At 42.5% G+C, this 20113-nt stretch carries 17 protein-coding genes; 6 read left to right on the top strand and 11 right to left on the bottom strand.

The window, feature by feature from the left end; genetic code table 11:
• Positions 1–149 precede the first annotated feature (149 nt).
• The 4 genes from BMW98_RS00505 to lepA all read right to left on the bottom strand — a co-directional run bounded on the left by BMW98_RS00505 (position 150) and on the right by lepA (position 5360).
• A complete protein-coding gene (locus tag BMW98_RS00505) occupies positions 150–1994 on the bottom strand; it encodes an OmpA family protein (RefSeq protein ID WP_090256428.1) in 1845 nt (614 codons plus the stop codon).
• 2 nt (positions 1995–1996) lie between these two features.
• Positions 1997–2611 carry a 7-carboxy-7-deazaguanine synthase QueE gene (locus BMW98_RS00510; RefSeq protein WP_245733445.1) on the bottom strand — a complete coding sequence of 205 codons (615 nt, stop codon included), beginning with the start codon at positions 2609–2611 and terminating at the stop codon, positions 1997–1999.
• 77 nt (positions 2612–2688) lie between these two features.
• Positions 2689–3570 carry a bifunctional methylenetetrahydrofolate dehydrogenase/methenyltetrahydrofolate cyclohydrolase FolD gene (gene folD, locus BMW98_RS00515; protein ID WP_090256429.1) on the bottom strand — a complete coding sequence of 294 codons (882 nt, stop codon included), beginning with the start codon at positions 3568–3570 and terminating at the stop codon, positions 2689–2691.
• A gap of 2 nt (positions 3571–3572) precedes the next feature.
• Positions 3573–5360 (bottom strand): translation elongation factor 4, encoded by a 1788-nt coding sequence (gene lepA / locus BMW98_RS00520; protein ID WP_090256431.1) that lies wholly within the window; start codon positions 5358–5360, stop codon positions 3573–3575.
• Positions 5361–5497: 137 nt separating this feature from the next.
• Between lepA and BMW98_RS00525 the strand changes: the two genes are divergently transcribed.
• Both BMW98_RS00525 and BMW98_RS00530 read left to right on the top strand, forming a co-directional pair.
• Positions 5498–6706: a 6-bladed beta-propeller gene (locus BMW98_RS00525; protein ID WP_090256432.1), complete on the top strand. Its 1209-nt coding sequence runs from the start codon at positions 5498–5500 to the stop codon at positions 6704–6706.
• Positions 6707–6735: 29 nt separating this feature from the next.
• Entirely contained in the window at positions 6736–7269 is a 534-nt protein-coding gene (locus tag BMW98_RS00530) for a DUF4924 family protein (RefSeq protein WP_090256434.1), read from the top strand.
• 110 nt (positions 7270–7379) lie between these two features.
• On the opposite strand, the gene BMW98_RS00535 is transcribed toward BMW98_RS00530, so the two are convergent.
• Complete coding sequence (locus BMW98_RS00535; RefSeq protein ID WP_090256435.1) at positions 7380–8663, bottom strand: amidohydrolase family protein; 1284 nt, start codon at positions 8661–8663, stop codon at positions 7380–7382.
• A 109-nt stretch (positions 8664–8772) separates the two neighbouring features.
• Entirely contained in the window at positions 8773–9471 is a 699-nt protein-coding gene (locus tag BMW98_RS00540) for a class I SAM-dependent methyltransferase (protein WP_222843588.1), read from the bottom strand.
• A 272-nt stretch (positions 9472–9743) separates the two neighbouring features.
• Here BMW98_RS00540 and BMW98_RS00545 point away from each other — a divergent pair, with 272 nt between their 5' ends.
• Genes BMW98_RS00545 through crcB form a run of 4 tightly spaced genes read left to right on the top strand, consistent with a single transcriptional unit; the run spans position 9744 to position 13678 of the window.
• Positions 9744–12221 (top strand): DUF5916 domain-containing protein, encoded by a 2478-nt coding sequence (locus BMW98_RS00545; RefSeq protein WP_139177322.1) that lies wholly within the window; start codon positions 9744–9746, stop codon positions 12219–12221.
• Positions 12222–12267: 46 nt separating this feature from the next.
• Entirely contained in the window at positions 12268–12864 is a 597-nt protein-coding gene (locus tag BMW98_RS00550; RefSeq protein WP_090256440.1) for an acyl carrier protein phosphodiesterase, read from the top strand.
• Positions 12864–13307 carry a hypothetical protein gene (locus BMW98_RS00555; protein ID WP_090256441.1) on the top strand — a complete coding sequence of 148 codons (444 nt, stop codon included), beginning with the start codon at positions 12864–12866 and terminating at the stop codon, positions 13305–13307. Before BMW98_RS00550 ends, BMW98_RS00555 begins: the two co-directional genes overlap by 1 nt.
• Positions 13307–13678, top strand: a complete 372-nt coding sequence (gene crcB / locus BMW98_RS00560; RefSeq protein WP_090256442.1) for a fluoride efflux transporter CrcB — start codon at positions 13307–13309, stop codon at positions 13676–13678. The genes BMW98_RS00555 and crcB overlap by 1 nt, the downstream gene beginning before the upstream one ends.
• 47 nt (positions 13679–13725) lie before the next feature.
• Here the strand turns inward: crcB and BMW98_RS00565 are convergent, their stop codons facing one another.
• The 5 genes from BMW98_RS00565 to BMW98_RS00585 form a co-directional block, all read right to left on the bottom strand.
• Positions 13726–14778 (bottom strand): M42 family metallopeptidase, encoded by a 1053-nt coding sequence (locus tag BMW98_RS00565; RefSeq protein WP_090256443.1) that lies wholly within the window; start codon positions 14776–14778, stop codon positions 13726–13728.
• 55 nt (positions 14779–14833) lie between these two features.
• Positions 14834–15244, bottom strand: a complete 411-nt coding sequence (locus BMW98_RS00570) for a hypothetical protein (RefSeq protein ID WP_139177324.1) — start codon at positions 15242–15244, stop codon at positions 14834–14836.
• A gap of 252 nt (positions 15245–15496) precedes the next feature.
• Entirely contained in the window at positions 15497–16093 is a 597-nt protein-coding gene (locus BMW98_RS00575) for a hypothetical protein (RefSeq protein WP_090256445.1), read from the bottom strand.
• A gap of 149 nt (positions 16094–16242) precedes the next feature.
• On the bottom strand, positions 16243–17070 hold the full coding sequence (locus BMW98_RS00580) for a fimbrial biogenesis chaperone (protein WP_139177326.1): 828 nt from the start codon (positions 17068–17070) through the stop codon (positions 16243–16245).
• 19 nt (positions 17071–17089) lie between these two features.
• Positions 17090–19873 carry a hypothetical protein gene (locus BMW98_RS00585; RefSeq protein WP_090256447.1) on the bottom strand — a complete coding sequence of 928 codons (2784 nt, stop codon included), beginning with the start codon at positions 19871–19873 and terminating at the stop codon, positions 17090–17092.
• Positions 19874–20113 lie beyond the last annotated feature (240 nt).

Raw genomic sequence — 20113 nt, forward strand, 5'->3', positions numbered from 1 at the left:
TTAAGCAGATTTAAAAATTTTGTTTGGAATAGTAAGGGTATTCTGATTCTAGGGAAAATGCACCAACTTTCTACCGACTTAACATCGTCTTAAAACGCAGCAAAACTTACACAAGCGGTTTAGCGTGCCAAAAACAATGGTTTTTATTGCTAATTAAGAATTTTAGCAATTTTTAACTCAACTCTCCTGTTTTGACTATTAACCATTAGCCCAGCATTACCTTTCATTAGCTTGGATTCTCCGTACCCCTTAAAAACCAAATTTTCTTTGGGTACGCTTTTTTTCAAAAAATAATGGTAAACAGCCATAGCGCGGGCCTCTGAGAGCCTTAAATTATCCATTTCGCTACCAATAGCGTCTGTATGTCCAGAAATTTCAACCACAACCTCTGGGTGAAGCAACAGAAATTCAAGTGCTTCTTCGAGCTGCTTTTCAGTCTTCTCAGAGAACTCCGTACTATTGGTTTCAAAAAGCAATGGCTCCCCGAGGCTTTGACCTACTTTGTAAGGATACAACCTTACAACGCTATCACTCCTTTGTGCCAGTTTGGTCTCAAAGCCCGAGACCGATACACTATAGGCTCCGGACTTACCGCTTAAAATCATGTTTATACTACCATCTTTACCAGTGGCAGCCTCCAGTGTATCGCTACTCCAAGCCAGCTTGGCTAGCGACTCAATCGGCTTTCCAGACTCTCCATTAATCAATACCACACTCCAAGGAGCTACTCGCCTCTCTGGCAGCACATCCTGAGGCAGCTTTAGCCTATACAAATGGATTCTTCCTTCTTCAGAAACTTCACTATAATAGGCCCAGCCCTCTAAACTAATGCTATACCCTGTTTGATCACGCTCATTATTTATAGGATAGCCAAGATTTTCTGGTTGGCTCCATAAGTTGCCCTCTACGGTTGACTTAAACAGGTCTAAGCCACCCAAGCCCCTTTGGCCATCAGTACTATAAAACAAAGTGGAGTTATCTGCATATATATAAGGAGAGCAATCATTACCAATGGTGTTAATGGTTGTGCCCAAGTTTACCGCTGGCTGCCAGCTACCTGCCAAATTCTGAGACACCCATATATCCTGTTTACCAAGCCCACCGCTTCTATTACTTACAAAGTATAGGGTTTTACCATCACTACTGAGTGAGGGTTGCGAATCCCAAGCTTCACTGTTAACACTTTCATCTAAAAGCTCAGGCAAACTCCATTCCCCCGCCTCCTTATAACTAATGTATAAATCACAGCCCCCAATGTTGCCTTCTTTATTACAGCCTGTAAAAACTAACGTCTTTCCATTGGCAGAGATCGATGCTGTTCCCTCGTTACGTTGGGAATTAATATTCTCAGAAATAGAAACTGGGGTAGTCCAGTAACCTGCCGAATCAAAACTTACCATCAAATTCTCATCGCTCAGGGCGCCCATTTCACGAGCCGTAAAAACGAGTTGTCCGAAAGCATCGACCGATGGAAAGTACTGCATCTCGAACCCATTGAGGTGCGATTTGAGTTTTTCAAATTCTACCTGCTTTGGCTTTGCCACCTGGTTCAAAGCAAAATCCAGATTTGCCCTTAGCTGATCTATCGTGACTTTGCTCATTCCCAAAGTACCTCCAGACACCTTGTTTAGGTAAGCATTGGCCTTATGGTAGTCACCTTGCAAAAAGTGATACTGCGCCAAATCAACCAACATTCTATTATAGAAGGAAGGCTCCACCTCATCATCAGCATTACTCAACAAGTTGCTAGCATTGGCTTCATCACCCAATTGCAAATTGATTTGCATGGCCAAAAGCAATGCCTCATCAAAACTTTTGTCTTTATCAATCGCCTCGGTTATGTGCGTTAGCGCTTTGTTTAAGTCGCCAATAGCCACAGCATTGTTCGCTTGCTCAAATGCCTCAATGGCTTTCTTCTTCTTAGTGTGATAAGAATTTTGCCCAAAAACGAAAAGTGGGCACAGGATTAATATGAATGTAAGAACTCTACTCAAGGTTATGGAATCTGCATAAACTTATGAGTTTGTAGCGAAATATTCCATCTAGGGTTGTCTTTTACGTAATCTATTATTGCAGGTAGCATTTTTTCGGATTTGTCCCACTCTGGCTGCAAATACAACAAGCAGTCAGGATTTACCTTTGCCGCATGGCTTTCGGCCCACTTAAAATCGCTCTTATTGTATACAACAACTTTAAGTTCATCTGCCTTTTCGTAAAACTCTTCTCTTGGTTGCTTGAATTTTTTAGGCGAAAAACAAATCCAATCCCACGAGCCACTCAAAGGGTGCGCACCAGAGGTCTCAATATTAGCTTTGAAATCGTTGCGATGCAGTTCGGCAGTCAATTCGTCTAAGTTGTACATTAAAGGCTCTCCACCAGTGATTACCGCCAGGCGCCCTTTGTACGCTTGAGCACCCGCTACAATCTCGTCCAGCGTTTGCTCTGGCCATTGCGAAGCGTCCCACGAGTCTTTCACATCGCACCAAACGCAGCCAACATCGCAGCCGCCTAATCGAATAAAGTATGCTGGAGTTCCAGAGAAATGTCCCTCTCCCTGTATTGTATAAAAAGCTTCCATTATCGGAAGCTTTGATTGAATTGTTTCTGTCATAATCAACTTTTTTAGAGCAGGTGGCTGTAACTGCTAGCCCCATCCTAAATCCTTCCCCAAGGGGAAGGACTTGTGGTTTATACTAATTTTTGACTTGCGAGGTATGTGTTCCACAATAACGAAGCGATCGTCATAGGACCCACACCGCCCGGAACAGGCGTAATGTAGCTACACTTTGGTGCCACTTCATCAAACCTAACATCGCCTTTAAGTTTAAAGCCCGACTTTGTCTCGCTCGATGGCACACGGTGAATACCAACATCAATCACAACAGCGCCTTCCTTCACCATTTCTTCAGTAACAAAGCCCTCGCGACCAATAGCCACAATCAAGATATCAGCTTGTTTGGTTACCTCTGCCAAGTTTTGTGTTCTGCTATGACAAAGCGTAACTGTGGCATTACCTGGGTTCGAATTTCTCGACATCAACACGCTGATTGGTGTACCCACCGTATGGCTTCTACCAATTACTACGCAGTGCTTGCCCGAGGTATCTATACCATTACGCTCCATTAAAAGCATCATGCCTTTTGGTGTAGCTGGTAAAAGTGTAGGTAAATCAAGCAACATTTTACCCAAGTTAGAAGGATGGAAACCATCCACATCTTTCTCAGGAAGAATCGCCTCAACCACTTTTTGCTCATCAATTTGCTTTGGCAATGGCACCTGCACAATGAATCCATCGATATCGGCATCGTTATTTAAACGACCTACCGTTGCCAACACTTCCTCTTCAGAAGTAGACTCTGGCAAATGAATTAAGGTAGAACCGAAACCAATGGCTTCGCAAGCCTTCACCTTAGCATTTACATAGGTTTTGCTCGCACCATCTTCGCCCACCAAAACGGCCGCCAAGTGAGGCACTTTTCCTCCAGCTGCTTTTATTTCACTTACTTTTTCAGAAAGCTCATCTTTGATCGATTGAGCCGTTGCTTTTCCGTCTAGTAGTTGATATGCCATATTTAGTCTAGTTTAAGAACAGCCATGAAAGCTTCTTGTGGAATTTCCACATTACCTACTTGGCGCATTCTCTTCTTACCTTTTTTCTGCTTTTCTAATAGTTTACGCTTACGGGTAATATCACCACCGTAACATTTTGCCAATACGTTTTTACGCATCGCCTTTACGGTTTCTCTGGCAATAATTTTTGTTCCGATAGATGCCTGAACAGCGATTTCAAACATTTGTCGAGGAATCAACTCGCGCAGCTTTTCGCACAGGCGCTTACCCCATTCGTAGGCTTTATCGCGGTGAACAATGGCTGAAAGCGCATCTACTTTATCACCGTTCAACTGAATATCCAGTTTCACCAAATTCGATTGACGGAAACCAATCAATTCATAATCGAGCGAAGCGTAACCTCTTGAAATGGTCTTTAGCTTATCGAAGAAATCGAAAACAATTTCGGCCAAAGGCATTTCGAAAGTCAGCTCAACCCTGTCTGAAGTTAGGTAAACCTGATTCTTAATCTCACCCCTTTTATCGATACACAGGTTAATTATTGGACCAACAAACTCGGCCTTAGAAATAATCTGTGTTCTAATAAATGGTTCCTCTAGGTGCGAGGTATAGTTTTGTTCTGGCAACTCAGAAGGCGCGTTTACTTTAATCAGCGAGCCATCGTTCATTACTGCATGGAACTGCACTGAAGGAACGGTGGTAATCACCGTCATATCAAACTCACGCTCCAAGCGTTCTTGCACAATTTCCAAGTGCAGCATACCCAGGAATCCGCAACGGAAACCAAAGCCCAAAGCGGCAGATGTTTCTGGCTCCCAAACTAACGATGCATCGTTAAGTTGAAGCTTTTCCATGCTGGCGCGAAGCTCTTCGAATTCTGAAGTTTCAACAGGATAGATACCCGCAAAAACCATTGGTTTTACATCTTCAAAGCCTTTGATCATTCTTTGGGTAGGACGCTGAACGTGCGTAATGGTATCACCCACTTTTACCTCTTTGGCATTTTTAATACCCGAGATAAGGTAGCCCACGTTACCCGCGCTAATTTCTTGCTGAGGCGACTGCTTGAGCTTGAGAATCCCAATTTCATCAGCATCGTAGGTTTTGCCCGTGTTTACGAACTTTACCTTATCGCCTTTTTTAATTGTTCCGTTGAATACACGGAATATTACTTCGATTCCTCTAAAAGAGTTGAAAACAGAATCGAAGATCATGGCTTGCAAAGGCTCTTCAGGGTCACCTTCTGGTGCCGGAATTCGCTCTACAATAGCCTCTAAAATCTCGTCAATACCGATACCTGCTTTTCCGCTAGCGCGAATCACATCTTCCGGTGCACAGCCCAAAAGCTCCACCACCTGATCGGTCATTTCTTCTGGCATGGCACCAGGCAAATCGATCTTGTTTAGCACAGGGATGATCTCCAAATCGTGCTCTAACGCCAAATAGAGGTTAGAAATAGTTTGTGCCTCTACCCCTTGCGATGAATCCACGATCAAAAGCGCACCTTCACAGGCGGCAATGGAACGGGATACCTCGTAAGAAAAATCCACGTGACCGGGAGTGTCAATCAAGTTGAGGGTATACTCCTCTCCTTTATAATTATAATTCATCTGGATAGCGTGCGACTTGATGGTAATACCACGTTCGCGCTCCAGATCCATATCGTCTAGCAACTGCTCTTGCATATCGCGATCAGACACTGTACCAGTGTGCTGAAGCAACCTATCGGCCAAGGTACTTTTACCGTGGTCAATGTGGGCGATAATGCAGAAATTCCGTATTCTCTTCATAAACCTTCGAAACGAACCGCAAAAATAGAAAAAAAGCGCTGTAATTTAATTCTTTAGGGTGGTTCAATATTTGCTAATGATATGAATTCAACCATATCGTTTTCTTATAAAAAATTTCAACCTACATTATTCATCCTATGAAAAAACAAAAACACCACTCAACGTTCTCAAAATGCCTTTTCGCACTTCTTTTAACTTTGGTTTATTCTTGCACCGGAGATAAAGAAAAATCTAAAATTTCTAAAGAAGGCCCTTTCAAAATTGACCTAGTAGAAGCGTATAGCAATAGAGGTGAGCTGCAGCTGAGCACTTTTGCCAAGTCTATTGAGTACATCAGTTTAGAGGCTAACCAAAACGCATTGATTGATGGGTACCCAAGCTTTTACCTTACCAAGGATAGAATAATCTCAAGTGCATTTCGACAGTTATACTCATTCGATAGAACCACAGGAAGATTTTTGACAGAAGTAAAGCGTTATGGTGAAGGCCCAGACGAGTACAGAAATACACACCCTGCTTTGGGATTTAATGAAGAAGACAGCGCTTTTTACGTAAGCAAGGAGCCCTCATTAATATGGCAATTAAACCAAAATGGAGATGTTACGGACAAAATTGAAATACCCACCGGGCAAAATTACATTATGGGTTTCACAAAGCTATCGGACGACCTATTTGTTGGCTACAATGCCAACCCGGTTTGTGAACAGAAAAACAGGCTTACGGTTTTTAACAGAAGTGGCAAAACAATTAAAGCCTACCCAAACCCGCTTTCATGTACGCACGACATGTCAAACGGCTTCTCATTTGACTCTTCTGAAGGGCAATTCTTTAGAGACAACGGAGCTGTTTATTTCAAAGAAACTTTCAACGATACCCTCTTTCATGTATCCAGCGAAACCATTTCTGCACACCTTGTCTTTGATAGTAAAAACCATGGCATTCCGTATGAAGACAAAACGAAGTTTATAGAAAAAGAATCAAAGTATGACCGCTATCAACCAGCTGTAGTTGATGTAAACAATGAGTACATCTTTTTCCAGCTCAGCACCAAAGACCAAACTTTTAACGGAATTTTCAGCAAAGAGACCAGAGAAGCCCAACTATCTGACTTAGGAAATACGGAAATGCATGGATTTGCTAACGACATTGATAACTTCTTGCCATTTGTTCCGCAGTATGCAACGGATAACAACAAACTGGTGGGATATATGGAGGCTCCAGATGTTTTGGCATGGTTCAGCGAGAACTCAGAGAAAGCTGCAAAACTCCCGCCCGAGCTAAAACAACTCGGAAAACTAAAAATGGATGACAATCCGGTGGTAATGATTGTGAACTTAAAGGATTGATTTCTCTTTAACTGACTTAATTTTGCAGCATGCTTTTAGCCGACAAGAAAAAACAGGAGAACATTTCCGAATACATTATTTACATGTACCAAACAGAGTTATTGATCAGAAACTTTGACTTTGACCCTGAAAAGATCAAAATCCATGTTTTGGGAAACATCCCCGATGAAAAGATGGACATGGGTAAAAAGGAAGAGGCGCTCAACTGGTACAAAAGCCTGATTGAAGCTATGCAATCTGAAGGGCTGGAAAAGGAAGGCCACTTAGCCTCCGTTCAGGCCGAAGTAGACAAACTATCAGAACTAAGCCTACAACTGCTTACCGAAAATGAAGATTACCAAGCTGTTTTTAATGCGGCCCGACCAGCCATTAGAGCCAACATTCAAGCTTCTGAAGGCTTGGTAACCAACCCAGTGCAAGCCTGCCTTAATGGCGTTTTCGGTCTGTTAATTGCCCGCATGAATGGCAAAGAAGTACCAGAAGAAATTCAACAACAGATCGAACACTTTGGCAATGTGCTTTCGATGCTATCGCATAGTTACCGGTTAACAGAAAATAGTTAATCGGGCAGCTCGGTAACTGAACTGCTTGCAACTTCTTCCAAAACAAAAAAGGCGCAGACACTACGCCTGCACCTTTCAATTTCTTGGTCAACCGATTTACTAAAGCTAAATCACTGTTTAAACACTTTGCCGTCTTTCATTACGAAAGTCACTTTTGTCATGGCCATAATGTCTTTGATTGGGTCGCCATCAACTGCAACAATATCGGCCATCTTACCTTCTTCAATTGTTCCGAATTTATCATCGATTCTAAGCAATTGAGAAGCAGTAATGGTTGCTGACTTAATGGCTTCCATAGCGGGCATTCCGGCTTCCACCAAATAGATAAACTCTTTGCCATTATCGCCATGCGGGAACACGCCAGCATCGGTACCAAAGGCAATTTTCACTCCTTTAGCATAAGCCTTGGCAAAAGTATCTTGAATTTGTGGACCAACAGCCTTTGCCTTTGGTACAACTACTGGCGGAAAAAAGCCCGGAACATCGGCCTTTTCTACCACATACTTACCTGCCGATATAGTTGGCACGTAATAAGTACCCATTTCAATCATCTTTTCCATGGTACGCTCCGACATAAAAGTACCATGCTCAATCGAGTTAATGCCCGCAGATACTGCACGATACATTCCCTCATCGCCATGCGCGTGAGCGGCCGTTACAAAACCATATTCTTTAGCAGTTTCTACAATACCCTTTAGTTCATCCATTTGAAACTGCGGGCCTTGACCGTCCTTAGCTACCGATAACACACCACCAGTGGCGGTAATTTTAATTACATCGGCACCATTTTTATAGCGCTGGCGAATTGCTTTTCTCGCATCATCATAACTATTAATAATACCTTCTTTTGGTCCTGGATCACCCATAAGATGCGCATTGCTGCCATTGGTTGGGTCGGCATGACCACCGGTGGTTCCAATGGTTTTTTCAGCTGTGTAGATTCTAGGACCTACTACTTTCCCTGCATTAATGGCATTTCTTAACGACACATTTACACCGCTACCACCAAGGTCGCGCACGGTAGTAAATCCGGCCATCAATGTTCGGCCGGCATACACTTGCGCATCGTAAGCAACATCGGCCGGGTTTTGAATGTACTGATTCAATCTTCTGTTAGGGTTAGACTCACCCTCAATATGCACGTGCATATCCATAAGGCCCGGCATTACAGTTTTGTCCTTCAGGTCAATTACGGTGTCGTTGCTTTTGCCTTTGGTGTAGCCACTTTCTACAGCCGTTATCACATTACCTTCAATAATGATGGACATGCTGTTCTGAACTTGGTCGGATTTTGAATCGATTAGCTTTCCACAGTGCAAAATGGTACGCTGTGCGGAAAGAGAAAAGGTGGTGAAGGCCACCATAAGGATTGCATAAAAAATTCTCTTCTTCATAGTAGTTAGTTTAATACTAATCGGGAAGTTAATGATTAATGCAAATGATTTACCTCATTTTAAGACAAACGGGCAAGAGTGTTTCGATACGGTAATTATTGGCCAGCACCTACTTTCTCACCAAGCGCGCTAAGTATTGTCCGTGCTCATCGGTTTCTAAAAAGTAGCAATACCAGCCTAGGTCATCGGCCATTTGAGTCATGGTGTCCTTATCAAAATACACCCAGTCGAACCACTCACCTTTTTCACCTTTATACTCATACTGAAAGCTCACTTCTCCATAATAGTGATCATTTGGCAACGCTTCGTCTTCGTATAAATAATCTATATCGCTCGAATCGATAAAGATCTGCCCATTAGACGCTAGCAGGTCATCGGCTTTCTTCAAAAAATCGGCAAATCGATCCTTTTTGCCCACAAAGCCTATTCCATTCATCAAGCCAAGAATGGTATCGAATTTTTCTCCTTCTAATTTAAAATAGTCGACTTGGCGGGCATCTTTCACTCCCGACTCCTTCATTACGTCTACCGCTGTTTTGGATGTATCGATAGCCGTTACGGTAAGCCCCATTTGTTGTAGGCACAAAGCATGAGAACCTGTTCCGGCTCCAACATCGAGCACCTTACCTTCGCAGATGGAGAGCGCCATTTTTTCAAGGTCAGGCATATCTTCGTATTCACGGAAAAAATACCATAGTGGCATTTCTTCAGGCTCACCATAACTGGTATTCAGCATTAATACACCCTCTTCCTTTTCATGGGCATAATCGAGCAAAGCCTTACCGTAAACATCCATGCTTGTATTCAATTTTTAGCAAACCTCGATTTTTCCGCTTCAGCAACCAAATTTTATTCCGACAAAACATTTTGGTTCAAAATTTAGATTCAGCCATAGCAACTAAGTACTCAAATAATCCATAAAGATTAACGAAAAAGCAAAAACGAATAATCAACTAATGTTCAACCACTTACAAAGTAAGCAACCGTTTACATGAATATATATCAGCTTGGAGAAATGGAATATGGCAACGGTAGAACAAATAGCACATTTGTAAGTTGAATAATAAGACTGGAGAGGGTTTGAAAGCGAGAATCACCATAATTTTCTTGCTGTTGGCGATTGGGTTTACGCAAACAGCATTAGCACAGTACGAGCAAAAATCTTTTGATGCCGTGCGTACAGATGAGTCCATCAAAATTGATGGCGTAATAGATGAGGACATTTGGTGCACTGTACCTGTTCAAACAAACTTTACTCAACTGCGCCCCAACCCGGGAGAAGCTGGAGCTAAAAGAACCGAAGTGCGCATGGTTTATGACGATGACGCGATCTACATTTCGGCCGTTCTATACGATAAAAAAGAAGACATTTTCAACTTACTCACCAACCGCGACAACATTGGTAACTCGGACTATTTTGGTGTGATAATCGACCCATTTAAAGCCGGCCTAAATGGTGTTGGCTTGTTTGTTACGGTAGCTGGTGTGCAATACGATACACGCTATAGCAATGGCGGTAATGAACGTATTTGGAGAAATGACGAATCGTGGAATGCTGCTTGGCTTTCCGAAACAAAGATTTACGAAGACCGATGGGTAGTCGAATACAAAATACCTTACGCTGTACTGCGCTTTGACGGAAAAGAGGTGCAAGACTGGGGTATTAACTTTTTCCGAAGATCTACTTCGGACAACCAAGATTTGCACTGGAATGCCATTGACCCAGAGCTTGATGGTTTCTTGAATCAAGCTGGTGTGGTGAAAAACCTGACCAATATTGAAACACCAACGAGGTTATTCTTCTATCCATACGTATCAACAGTGGTAACCCGCTCTACGGAGCAAGGCTTTGTAAAACCGCAGTTTAATGCAGGAATGGACCTGAAGTATGGTATAAACGATGCCTTTACTTTAGACATGACCTTGATTCCGGACTTTAGCGGAGTACGTTCCGATAATCAGGTTTTGAACCTTTCGCCTTTCGAAGTGAGGTTTAACGAGAATAGACAGTTCTTTACCGAAGGGGTAGAGCTATTCTCAAAAGCGGGGCTATTCTATTCGAGAAGAATTGGTGGCACTTTTGGCCATAGGCCCGAAGACCCAACAGACAGAGAAGAAGTAATTATTACGCCTCAGGCGGCTCAATTACTAAACGCGTCAAAAGTAACAGGCCGTACGAGCAAAGGTTTGGGTATTGGCCTTTTTAATGCCATTACTGACGGAACCGTTATCACTGTTCAAGATACTCTAACAGGAGAGCTTAGGGATTTGGAGGCAGACCCAATGACTAACTTTAACGTGATTGTGTTAGACCAAAACCTAAAGAACAACTCTAGCATTTCGCTTACCAATACAAATGTTTCTCGCTGGAAAAAGGGAGATGACGCAAATGTATCTGGCCTTAACTTAAGCCTGCGAGACAAGTCCTTAACTTGGCGATTTAGAGGGGCATATTCGTATAGCCACATTCGTTATTACAGCGATGACGACCGCAATGTAAAAGATGGTTTCTCATACGACCTAGACTTTGCAAAAACACGTGGCAACTTTCAATTTAATGTAAGGCGAAACGTGGATTCGCGCGATTATGATATTAACGATTTAGGCTTCTTAAGAAGAGCCAATAGCATAGAGCATGGCGCCAATGTTTCCTATAACTCTTTCCAGCCAAAAGGTATTTTCAATAATTGGAATGTAAGAACTGGCGCTGAATACAGTGAGCTCTTCGACCCAAAAACCTACACCAACTTTAGAGTTAACCTAAATGCCGATGGGCAGTTCAGAAATTTCTGGTCGGTTGGTGGCTTTATTCGTGTCGACCCAAGAACCAACTACGATTACTTTGAGCCGCGAACCGATGGCTATTACTTTAAAAGAGACCCGAGCCATTCTTACGGCACCAATTATAGCACTGATGGCCGAAAGAACTTTAGAACAAATGGTAGAATTAGCTTTTGGGAAAGACCTAGTTGGGAACAAACCGAATTTGGTTTTAACCACTCGGAAAGACTACGCGTTGGCGCTAGGTTTGAGATTTCGCACCGTGTAAACTTTACCGATAAGAACAATGAGCGTGGTTACGTTACCAAACTGTATGATGACCAAGACAACTTGGAAGACATCATTTTCGGGAAGAGAAGAGTAAAGAACCTGGAGAACACACTCGATAGCCGCTATATCTTCACCAACCGCATGGGGTTAACCTTCCGTATGCGTCATTATTGGTCACGTGTTGACTACAAGGACTACCTTAAACTTCAGGAAGATGGTGAGTTGACAGATTCAGACTACACCGGCATGGATGGTGGCGAATCGCTACACGACCGCAACTACAATGCCTTTAACATAGATATGGAGTACAATTGGCAGTTGGCCCCAGGTAGCGAATTCAAGATTATTTGGAAGCGACAAATCTACACCGATGGCAACATGCCAGAAGTAACTTTTGTTGACAACTTTGAAGACACTTGGAATGCACCAAACGTAGATACCTTCACTTTTAGGCTGGTGTATTTTGTAGATTATTTGAACATAAAGAAAATCTTCCAGAGCAGTTAAGAACTTCTTTTGGCTAGAATATGTAGTTTTAGCTAAAAGCAAGGCCATTAACTATTTAGCGCACTTACTACTTTCAGGAGAAGACTACCAAATTGCCTTAGGCAATTTTATGGGAGACTTTGTTAAGGGAAAAGACTTTGAAAACTACCCCGACCGCATAAAAACAGGCATTTTACTGCACCGAGAAATCGACAGATATACTGACAGTCACGATGTAGTAAAACAGAGTAAAGACCGGCTACGGGAAAAATACCGGCATTATTCGGGAGTGATTATCGATGTGTTTTACGATCACTTTTTAGCCAATAGTTTTCAGGCTTACACAAAAGAGCCTCTCCATGAATTTGTAATGCGCCATTATCAGAATTTAGAGACCAACAGCCACACACTCCCTGCAAGGGCACAAAACATGTTGGAATACATGGTGCGCGGTAATTGGCTGGAGAATTATAAAGAGTTGCGCGGCATTCAGAAAACGCTCACGGGTATGTCGCGCAGAACCAAGTTCAACTCGCTAATGGACCAGGCAATTATAGAGTTGACCACCTACCACCAGCAATTTGCCGATGAGTTCGCGGCATTTTTCCCCGACATACAAGCACATGCTACCCAATACCGCAAAGATTTAGTTAATTCGCATTAATGATTCTTTCCAGACCGAAACGAAAAACCATTTTCTCGCTCAGCGTATCGACCATAGTGTGTGGCCTTGGCTCAATCTACTTTATGCGCCAAGTTTTGGCCGAACCGCAAGGCACCTGGCGCTACATTGTACTGGGTATACTTTTGCTTTGTACTTCCATTCTTATTTACAAGCTGCTCTTTAACTATAAAGTGCTAAAAATTAGCCACGATCAAATCAACATTTATTACCCATTCAGGCTATTCAGGTCTACTCAGCCAATTAGCAATTTAGGTGCTTGGCAGGAAACCGTCATCAACACCAACAAAACCATTTTCAAAGAATTGAAGCTCGTTTTTGTAGATAAAGGCTACGTAAAGATTTCGAACCACGAAAACAGCGATTACGACAAAGTGTATAAGTACATTAAAAAGAAGGCTCCTAAAAAAGAGGTGAAAGACTAATGCTGAAAAACATGCTCATAGTGGCCATTGGTGGCGGTGTTGGTAGCGCATTGCGCTTTCTAATTCAAGAAACCATACACAAGAACTTTGAGGGTGTTACGCCTTATGGCACATTTGCAGTAAACATGCTCGGCTGCTTTCTTATCGGCCTATTTTTAGGCTGGGTAGAAAACGAAAAGTACCTGACAGAAACGACCAACCTGTTACTGATATCAGGTTTTTGTGGTGGCTTTACTACCTTTTCAACATTTGCCATGCAAAGCCAAGGCTTGCTGTTCGACCAAAAGCCTTTTCAAGCAATATTGTACCTAACACTAAGTGTTGTAGTAGGCGTAGTGCTGGCTTATTTGGGTTTGAAGCTGGCAAAATAAAAGCCTTAGCGAATCACCAAGGCTTTGTAAGCTACTTGCCTAATTTCTTAATGACTCCAATCATACTGATCCAACCACTGCAAACAAGCAATTAGCAAATCAATAGCTGATTGAATATCTTCTTTATCCGCCATTTCAATTACTTGGTGCAGGTGTCGCGTGGGAATAGAAACTGCACCGGAAATCGCACCATTTTTACCCATGCGTTGCACACCAGCTGTATCGGTTCCACCAGCTGTTAGTACCTCTGGCTGCCATTTAATCCCCGCCTTATCGGCCGTTTCTTTCATATAAGCCACCATACGGTAATCGCAAATGGTAGAAGCATCCATTATTTTTATAGCCGCTCCTTTTCCAAGACTTGTTACCTTTTCGTGGGGTTGAGCACCTGGTAAATCATAAGCAATGGTAGTATCTAAGCCAAAACCAAAATCGGGGTTAATGGTGTGTGCAGAAACATTTGCTCCGCGCAAGCCTACTTCTTCTTGCACCGTGAACACGCCATAAACATCGTAAGGCACGTCCTTCAGGTTTCTTAATGCTTCTATTAATATGAAAACTGAAACCCTATTATCAATCGACTTACAGTTTACACAGCTGCCCATTTCGATAAGTTCACGCTCGCGTGTTATTGGGTCTCCCACAGAAACGATTTTCTCCACCTCTTCTTTAGACATTCCGAGGTCTATAAAATAGTCGGTGGTTTTAGACACTTTGTTGCGCTCCTCTGGCGACATTACGTGAATAGGCTTGGTGCCCATCACCCCGATTACATCTTCTTTTCCATGCACAATTACACGTTGTGCAGTCAAAGTCTTAGGGTCGAAGCCTCCAAGCGTATGAAAACGCAAAAAGCCATTATCATCAATATGGGTAACAATAAACCCTATCTCATCCATATGAGCGGCCACCATGGCTTTTTTGCCCTGCGTATTATTCTTACCCTTTTTTACGGCAATTACATTTCCCAGATTGTCTACGGAGATCTCATCTACCAAAGGCGTAACCTCTTTGATCACCAAATCGCGCACGCGTTTTTCAAATCCGGGTGCTCCTGCTACCTCGCAAATATCTTTCAGAAGGGAAATATTCAATGCCATAATTGTAATATTTAGCACAAATATAGGCTAAAGGGCGATGCTTGAAAAACAGATTCTACAAATCTTCCGCCAGGGTAAACACCACAGTAAGCGCATAAATACCGGGCTGATAATTTACGCCAGGTGTAAGGCGGTAGTCTATTCTAAAGCGATGGGTGAATGGGTCGTTACCAGAATCGCCCGGAGCATTGGTGCCAACTCCCGAGGCAGTTGAGGGGTCGTCTGCACCAGAGCCAATAAGGAATACAGGGGTGGAAATATCTTGAAGTGCGAAAAAGGAATTTTGCTGAGATGTTCCGCCCGGGCTAATCGCCCTAATTTCTAAAATTGAAACAGGCACAGTAGAAGTGCCAGCACTTGAATAAGCCGTAACTAAATCCCATTGACCTGCCACATTGGTTTGGGTACCTACGTACAAGTCCCACTCTGCGCTTGAGTCAATTCGGAACTCGGTTGCGTTCGGCATTATTATACCATTGGTATAGTGGCGAATTGAATTAAAGGTAAAATCAAGATCGGTACCTCTAGTAATGGCTATGTCTAAAGTTTGACAAAAGGCGTTAGAGGTGAACAGCAAAAAAGTTAATATGAAGCGCAAGCTTCGAGACATAAACAAAAGTATCAAAAATAAAAAGAGGTAACAATACTGTTACCCCTTTTACCAATCAACATAAATCGAACTAACTTATTTACTACGTATTAGTAAATAAAATTTATCTTATAAATCTTCTGCTAAAGTGTAGATTACGTTCAAACCGTAGTAACCAGCTTGGTACTGAGCAGTTAACGTAGGGATGATTCTGTAGTCAACTCTGAAGAAGTGAGTATCAGGGTTTGTCAGGTAAGTACCTGCATCGATACCATCATCAGGAGCATCAGTTCCTACAATATCCAAACGAGAATCAGTTAAAGCAGTAAAGTTGCTCAATGCAGAGTTACCAGCACCGTCAATCACTCTAACTTCTAACAAAGTAGAAGGAATAGTAGAAACACCTGCGCTAGAGAAAGCCTGCAACTGAGACCAGCTAACAGTTTCTGCCTGAACGTAAAGATCCCAAGGCACAGTAGACTCAACTTTCAGCTCAGTTACGTTAGGCTTGATAATACCATTTACGTAGCTAGGAATAGTGTTGAAAGTGAACTCCACGTTAGGATCTGTAGCCAAAGTAAGGTCCAAAACACCTTGAAGGTCCATAGCTACATAAACGAACTCGTTGTCGTCTGGAAGAACCACTTGAGCATTCGCCTGGTTAGCGAAGATTGCTGTAAGCATTGCCGCTACGGCAAACGCCTTGATTTTGAATAGTTTTTTCATGAGTAATAATGTTTAGGTTAAAAGTTTCGACACGTGAATGTATGTACTTATTTTCATATATACAAACTTCCCTCAAAAATTTCTTTTCACATAAGTAGCTCGCTCATAGCGAAATGCAAAAGTTGACTTAGAGGAAACATTAACGGCCATTATTTCTGTTTACTTCTTTCAGGAATAGTGATTTCAATTTCAGCAGCTTCAACTTCATCTCTACTACCATAGTCAAGCACACCCAATACAGAGTATTTTCCGGCCGGTAAATCTGAAGGAACCCTGAAAGTAACATCTCTATCACTGGCGGGTAATACGGTAAATTGTTTGGAGTTAATTCGGTTCATTTCTCCATTCTGTAGGTTGGTAAACTCTAAATAGGAGTTACATACCAAAAACGTTTCGCCAGTATTTTTCAAGCTGAACACAAGCATATCATCTTCTTGTGCAAACCCGGTTACTTCGCCCTTCGCATAAGTAGCACTGGGGGGAGTTTGAAAAATATAAACACCAAAGCGGTAAGACTGATTGAGGTTAACAATCAGGCCATCATTGCCTTGCTGCTGCGCCTGGCGTTCACCAGCTAAGCGAATGTAAGCCACCGCCCAACGCGCCATATACGCTAATGAGTCTTGCGGCACATCCATAACTACCTCTACCTGCTGTGTTTCGCCCGGATCGAGCGTGAACAGCGATGGTGTAGCACTTAGCCAATTGGCACAAGAACGAGGAAGAACCCCTTTCTCCAAAAATTTACTTTTCCCTGATCGGGAGGCATCAAAATCTCCAAAGTCAACATTGAAATCCTGACGGATATCTGAGTTGTTGGCAACCGTAATGATTCCCCTTTGTGTTCCGCCCGGGCTAACCTTATAGTTAAGCCTACTAGGCGAAGTAGAGATTTTCTGCGCTTGAGCATTAAAAAACGAGATGGAAAATACGCCAGTAAACAGGAGCATCATCCACATTCGACTTAGTTGATTCATTCTCATTTATATTGATTGTTTAATTGTCAAACTTTTTAATGTTTAGCCTTCTGCGTTTTTCAATTAGATAGAATGTAAGCTGGTAATTGACACTCACATTGTTTACCACCACATTGTATTCACTTTGTGCAAACTCAAATTGCTGATCCACCGCATTCTGATTTACACGCACTTTATATTCCCCGAAAGGCACATAAATTCTAAAGATTCCGTTTAGGTCGGTTAAGCCACTATAGGTCTGCCCATCTTCGCCCTCGGCAGTTACCCTAATCCCATCCAGCTTCATTCCACCTTCGCCTAAAGCAGAATACTGCGCTTGCTGAAGAATGACATTACCGTTGATTTGAACGCCACGCTTTAATGGGATATAAAGTGCTTGATCTTTATTCAGATCTACTTCTATACCCTTCGATTTAAACCAACCTTCAGAGTTGCTGAGCATTTCTGTTTCTACCAAATACTTCTCTTGCGGCAAGTCCTTAAAAATTACCCGACCTTCTTCATTGGTCATTAAGGTTTCCCCATTTACCCTAACAATCACATTTTGCTCGTACTCTTCACCAGAATCACGCAGGTTGTTTCCGTTCAAATCCTTAAAAACCACCACTTCTAATTCATGCGACTTTTTGCCTGGTTTTTTAATGTTGAACTGCTTGGTTAAGCCAAAGCGAAGGAAAGTATTGCTCTGTGCAAATGGACTGAAAACCGAAGGGTTTTCGCTAACTGTTGCCAACGGGCTTTCGCCTTGATTTACGTTGAAGTATTCTACAGCCACCTTAAACTCAAAGCCACTTTTGGAGTAATAAATCAATTGAGGGGCTAGGTTCATTCTCCAGCGCGCCATCACACTCTCATAGCTCATGGTAAATGTTGGCCGAACCGATAAGCGAGCCTCTTTAAAGTTTAAAGTGGCATAGGTACTCATGTATATAGACTGAGGGTTGATGCCATCTTCAATCACCCTCAAATTATCAAGCACATTATAAGGGCCGTAGTAGTACCTTACCGAGAAGTTGAGGTTTTTATAGCGCAGGGAATTTTCCCATCGGTTAACCAAGTAAGGATCCAAATCGTAGTCCTTAGCTTTTGTAAAACCAGAATAAAAACGTGAAAAGAAGCGTATGCTCGAAGCTTTGTTGGTTGAGAAGGTAATTCCTGCACCGGTGGTCATGGTACGTACATCTAAAAACTCTTCGTCATACACCTTTGGTGAGAACACAAAGTTTCCGGCCTCTGTTGTCCAGCCAAAACGCAACTCGTAGGTATTGTATTTATAATATCTAACAGGGAAAAGAACTCCTTTACTATAAATCTCGGGAGTACGCGTGTTCACATTTACCCTAAAGCCAACGAAGTATTTTTGATTGATCGTGTAGCGGGCATTTGAGTTTATACTTTTAGTACCGCGGTACTGCGATGAGTATGATGGCGTATTATAGCGCAGTTGCGAACTAAAACTCACACTTTTTATTCGGCCAACATACTTGGCTGTAATACCCATTCCAGGTACCGTAAATGTGCTATCGACACCATGGTTCTCAATGGAATACCCCACTTTAACACTCGCCAAACTCTGGTTTCTAAATCGGTAGCTCGCCTCAACCGTACCTAGTTTTTTATCTATCTCGTTAAACTCATCTATTTGGTTAACCACCTGCGCTGTGGCCACTACTCGCTTACCGGTATTTAGGCGAACACTGCCTCCCATTGAAGTGAGCTCATTGTTTACCAACCCGCTTTGAGGGCGCTTAACATAAATACCGCTAACATCTACCTTACCCACTTTGTAGGAAGCCCTGGCGCCTGTACCATTCAAGAGCAACTCCATGTTGGCTCCTATATCGCCAACCGCTACCGTATATTTTGGCGTTCTGAATTCCCCAAACCTATAAGAGCCCAAAAACTGCGTACCCGCAATACTATTGCTGCTAATAATGGTTTGATAATAGTACCGCAAATACCTGTCTCTACCCAGGTCTGCATCGCCACTGAGGTCTAAACTAAAGTTGGTAAACTGAGAAAGTATGTTGTATGTATTGAACTGGACTTTTAGCGGAATTGTAGCCGTGCCTGCCTCTGACTTGATTTTAACCTCACTAGGTAGCTTTTTAATGTGTACTCTACCCCCCCAACTTTTGGTTTTATTGTTTACATCCTTAACCTGTACACTCACCTGAAAATCTACCTTATCGGTAACCACCTCGTCTATTGGGCCTGCAGAGAAGAAGTTCTCCTTGCCCGCCCCCTCTTGCAACTTGGCTTTAAACGTGAGTAAGGTATCTGTATCTACTGGCAGCTTTAGCTGCAATGTGTTTTCACCAAACGGATTCCCTTGTGCATCTGTAATCAGGAGCTTTGGATCAGGATTAAAGAGCACCACTACATCCTCAGCAGAATTTCCATCATTCTTTACATTTAACTGAAAACTTGTCTCGTCAGAATCATTGGGTAGATAGGCTTCACTCTTTACTATATTAGCAAACCAACGGCTAACCTTTGTTACCTGCATGTTCCAAGGTGCAGAAGCCAAGGGAACCCCTGAAGCCGTAAAAGCAGAAGCATTAATAAAGTAGTTTACGTTACCTTCGGCCTCCTTAGTGGGTATTACCCGCACTGGCACAAACAGGCTATCTCTATTCGCAACAGAATAAACCCTTTCTCTATCGTTCATTATTCGCCAACCAGCAGGGTAAGCGTACTCTAGGTTAAAAACAACTGTTCTGCCAGTGTTATTAACCACCTTAACAACATTGGAAGCAACTTGGTCTACTGAACCATCTGTTGAACCTTTAAGAAACTGCAAAGTAAAACCGTTACTTGTCGGGCGGGACTGCCCGAAGATATTCAGAGTGCAAAAAATTAGGCACAATGCAACAGTAAACAGAATAGGAGATTCCCTCCTACTTCTGGGCTGTAACGGTGTCAAAGTAAGTTAGTTCGGTGTTAGGTTAATCAAATATAAGTATATAGACCTAAAATTACCTAACCCGTAAAAACCACCCCACACCCCGAAAAACAGCCATTTTAGCCTTAAAACACTGTT

Origin of the sequence: Roseivirga pacifica (assembly GCF_900111145.1) — a bacterium.
Classification (GTDB): domain Bacteria; phylum Bacteroidota; class Bacteroidia; order Cytophagales; family Cyclobacteriaceae; genus Roseivirga; species Roseivirga pacifica.

Bases quoted from the DNA above. Each gene is read 5' to 3' on its own strand.
- BMW98_RS00535 (WP_090256435.1), bottom strand. From the start codon at position 8,663: ATGAAGAAGAGAATTTTTTATGCAATCCTTATGGTGGCCTTCACCACC.
- BMW98_RS00570 (WP_139177324.1), bottom strand. From the start codon at position 15,244: ATGCCGAACGCAACCGAGTTCCGAATTGACTCAAGCGCAGAGTGGGAC.
- BMW98_RS00565 (WP_090256443.1), bottom strand. From the start codon at position 14,778: ATGGCATTGAATATTTCCCTTCTGAAAGATATTTGCGAGGTAGCAGGA.
- BMW98_RS00555 (WP_090256441.1), top strand. From the start codon at position 12,864: ATGATTCTTTCCAGACCGAAACGAAAAACCATTTTCTCGCTCAGCGTA.
- BMW98_RS00580 (WP_139177326.1), bottom strand. From the start codon at position 17,070: ATGAATCAACTAAGTCGAATGTGGATGATGCTCCTGTTTACTGGCGTA.
- folD (WP_090256429.1), bottom strand. From the start codon at position 3,570: ATGGCATATCAACTACTAGACGGAAAAGCAACGGCTCAATCGATCAAA.
- BMW98_RS00510 (WP_245733445.1), bottom strand. From the start codon at position 2,611: ATGACAGAAACAATTCAATCAAAGCTTCCGATAATGGAAGCTTTTTAT.
- crcB (WP_090256442.1), top strand. From the start codon at position 13,307: ATGCTGAAAAACATGCTCATAGTGGCCATTGGTGGCGGTGTTGGTAGC.
- lepA (WP_090256431.1), bottom strand. From the start codon at position 5,360: ATGAAGAGAATACGGAATTTCTGCATTATCGCCCACATTGACCACGGT.
- BMW98_RS00525 (WP_090256432.1), top strand. From the start codon at position 5,498: ATGAAAAAACAAAAACACCACTCAACGTTCTCAAAATGCCTTTTCGCA.
- BMW98_RS00575 (WP_090256445.1), bottom strand. From the start codon at position 16,093: ATGAAAAAACTATTCAAAATCAAGGCGTTTGCCGTAGCGGCAATGCTT.
- BMW98_RS00530 (WP_090256434.1), top strand. From the start codon at position 6,736: ATGCTTTTAGCCGACAAGAAAAAACAGGAGAACATTTCCGAATACATT.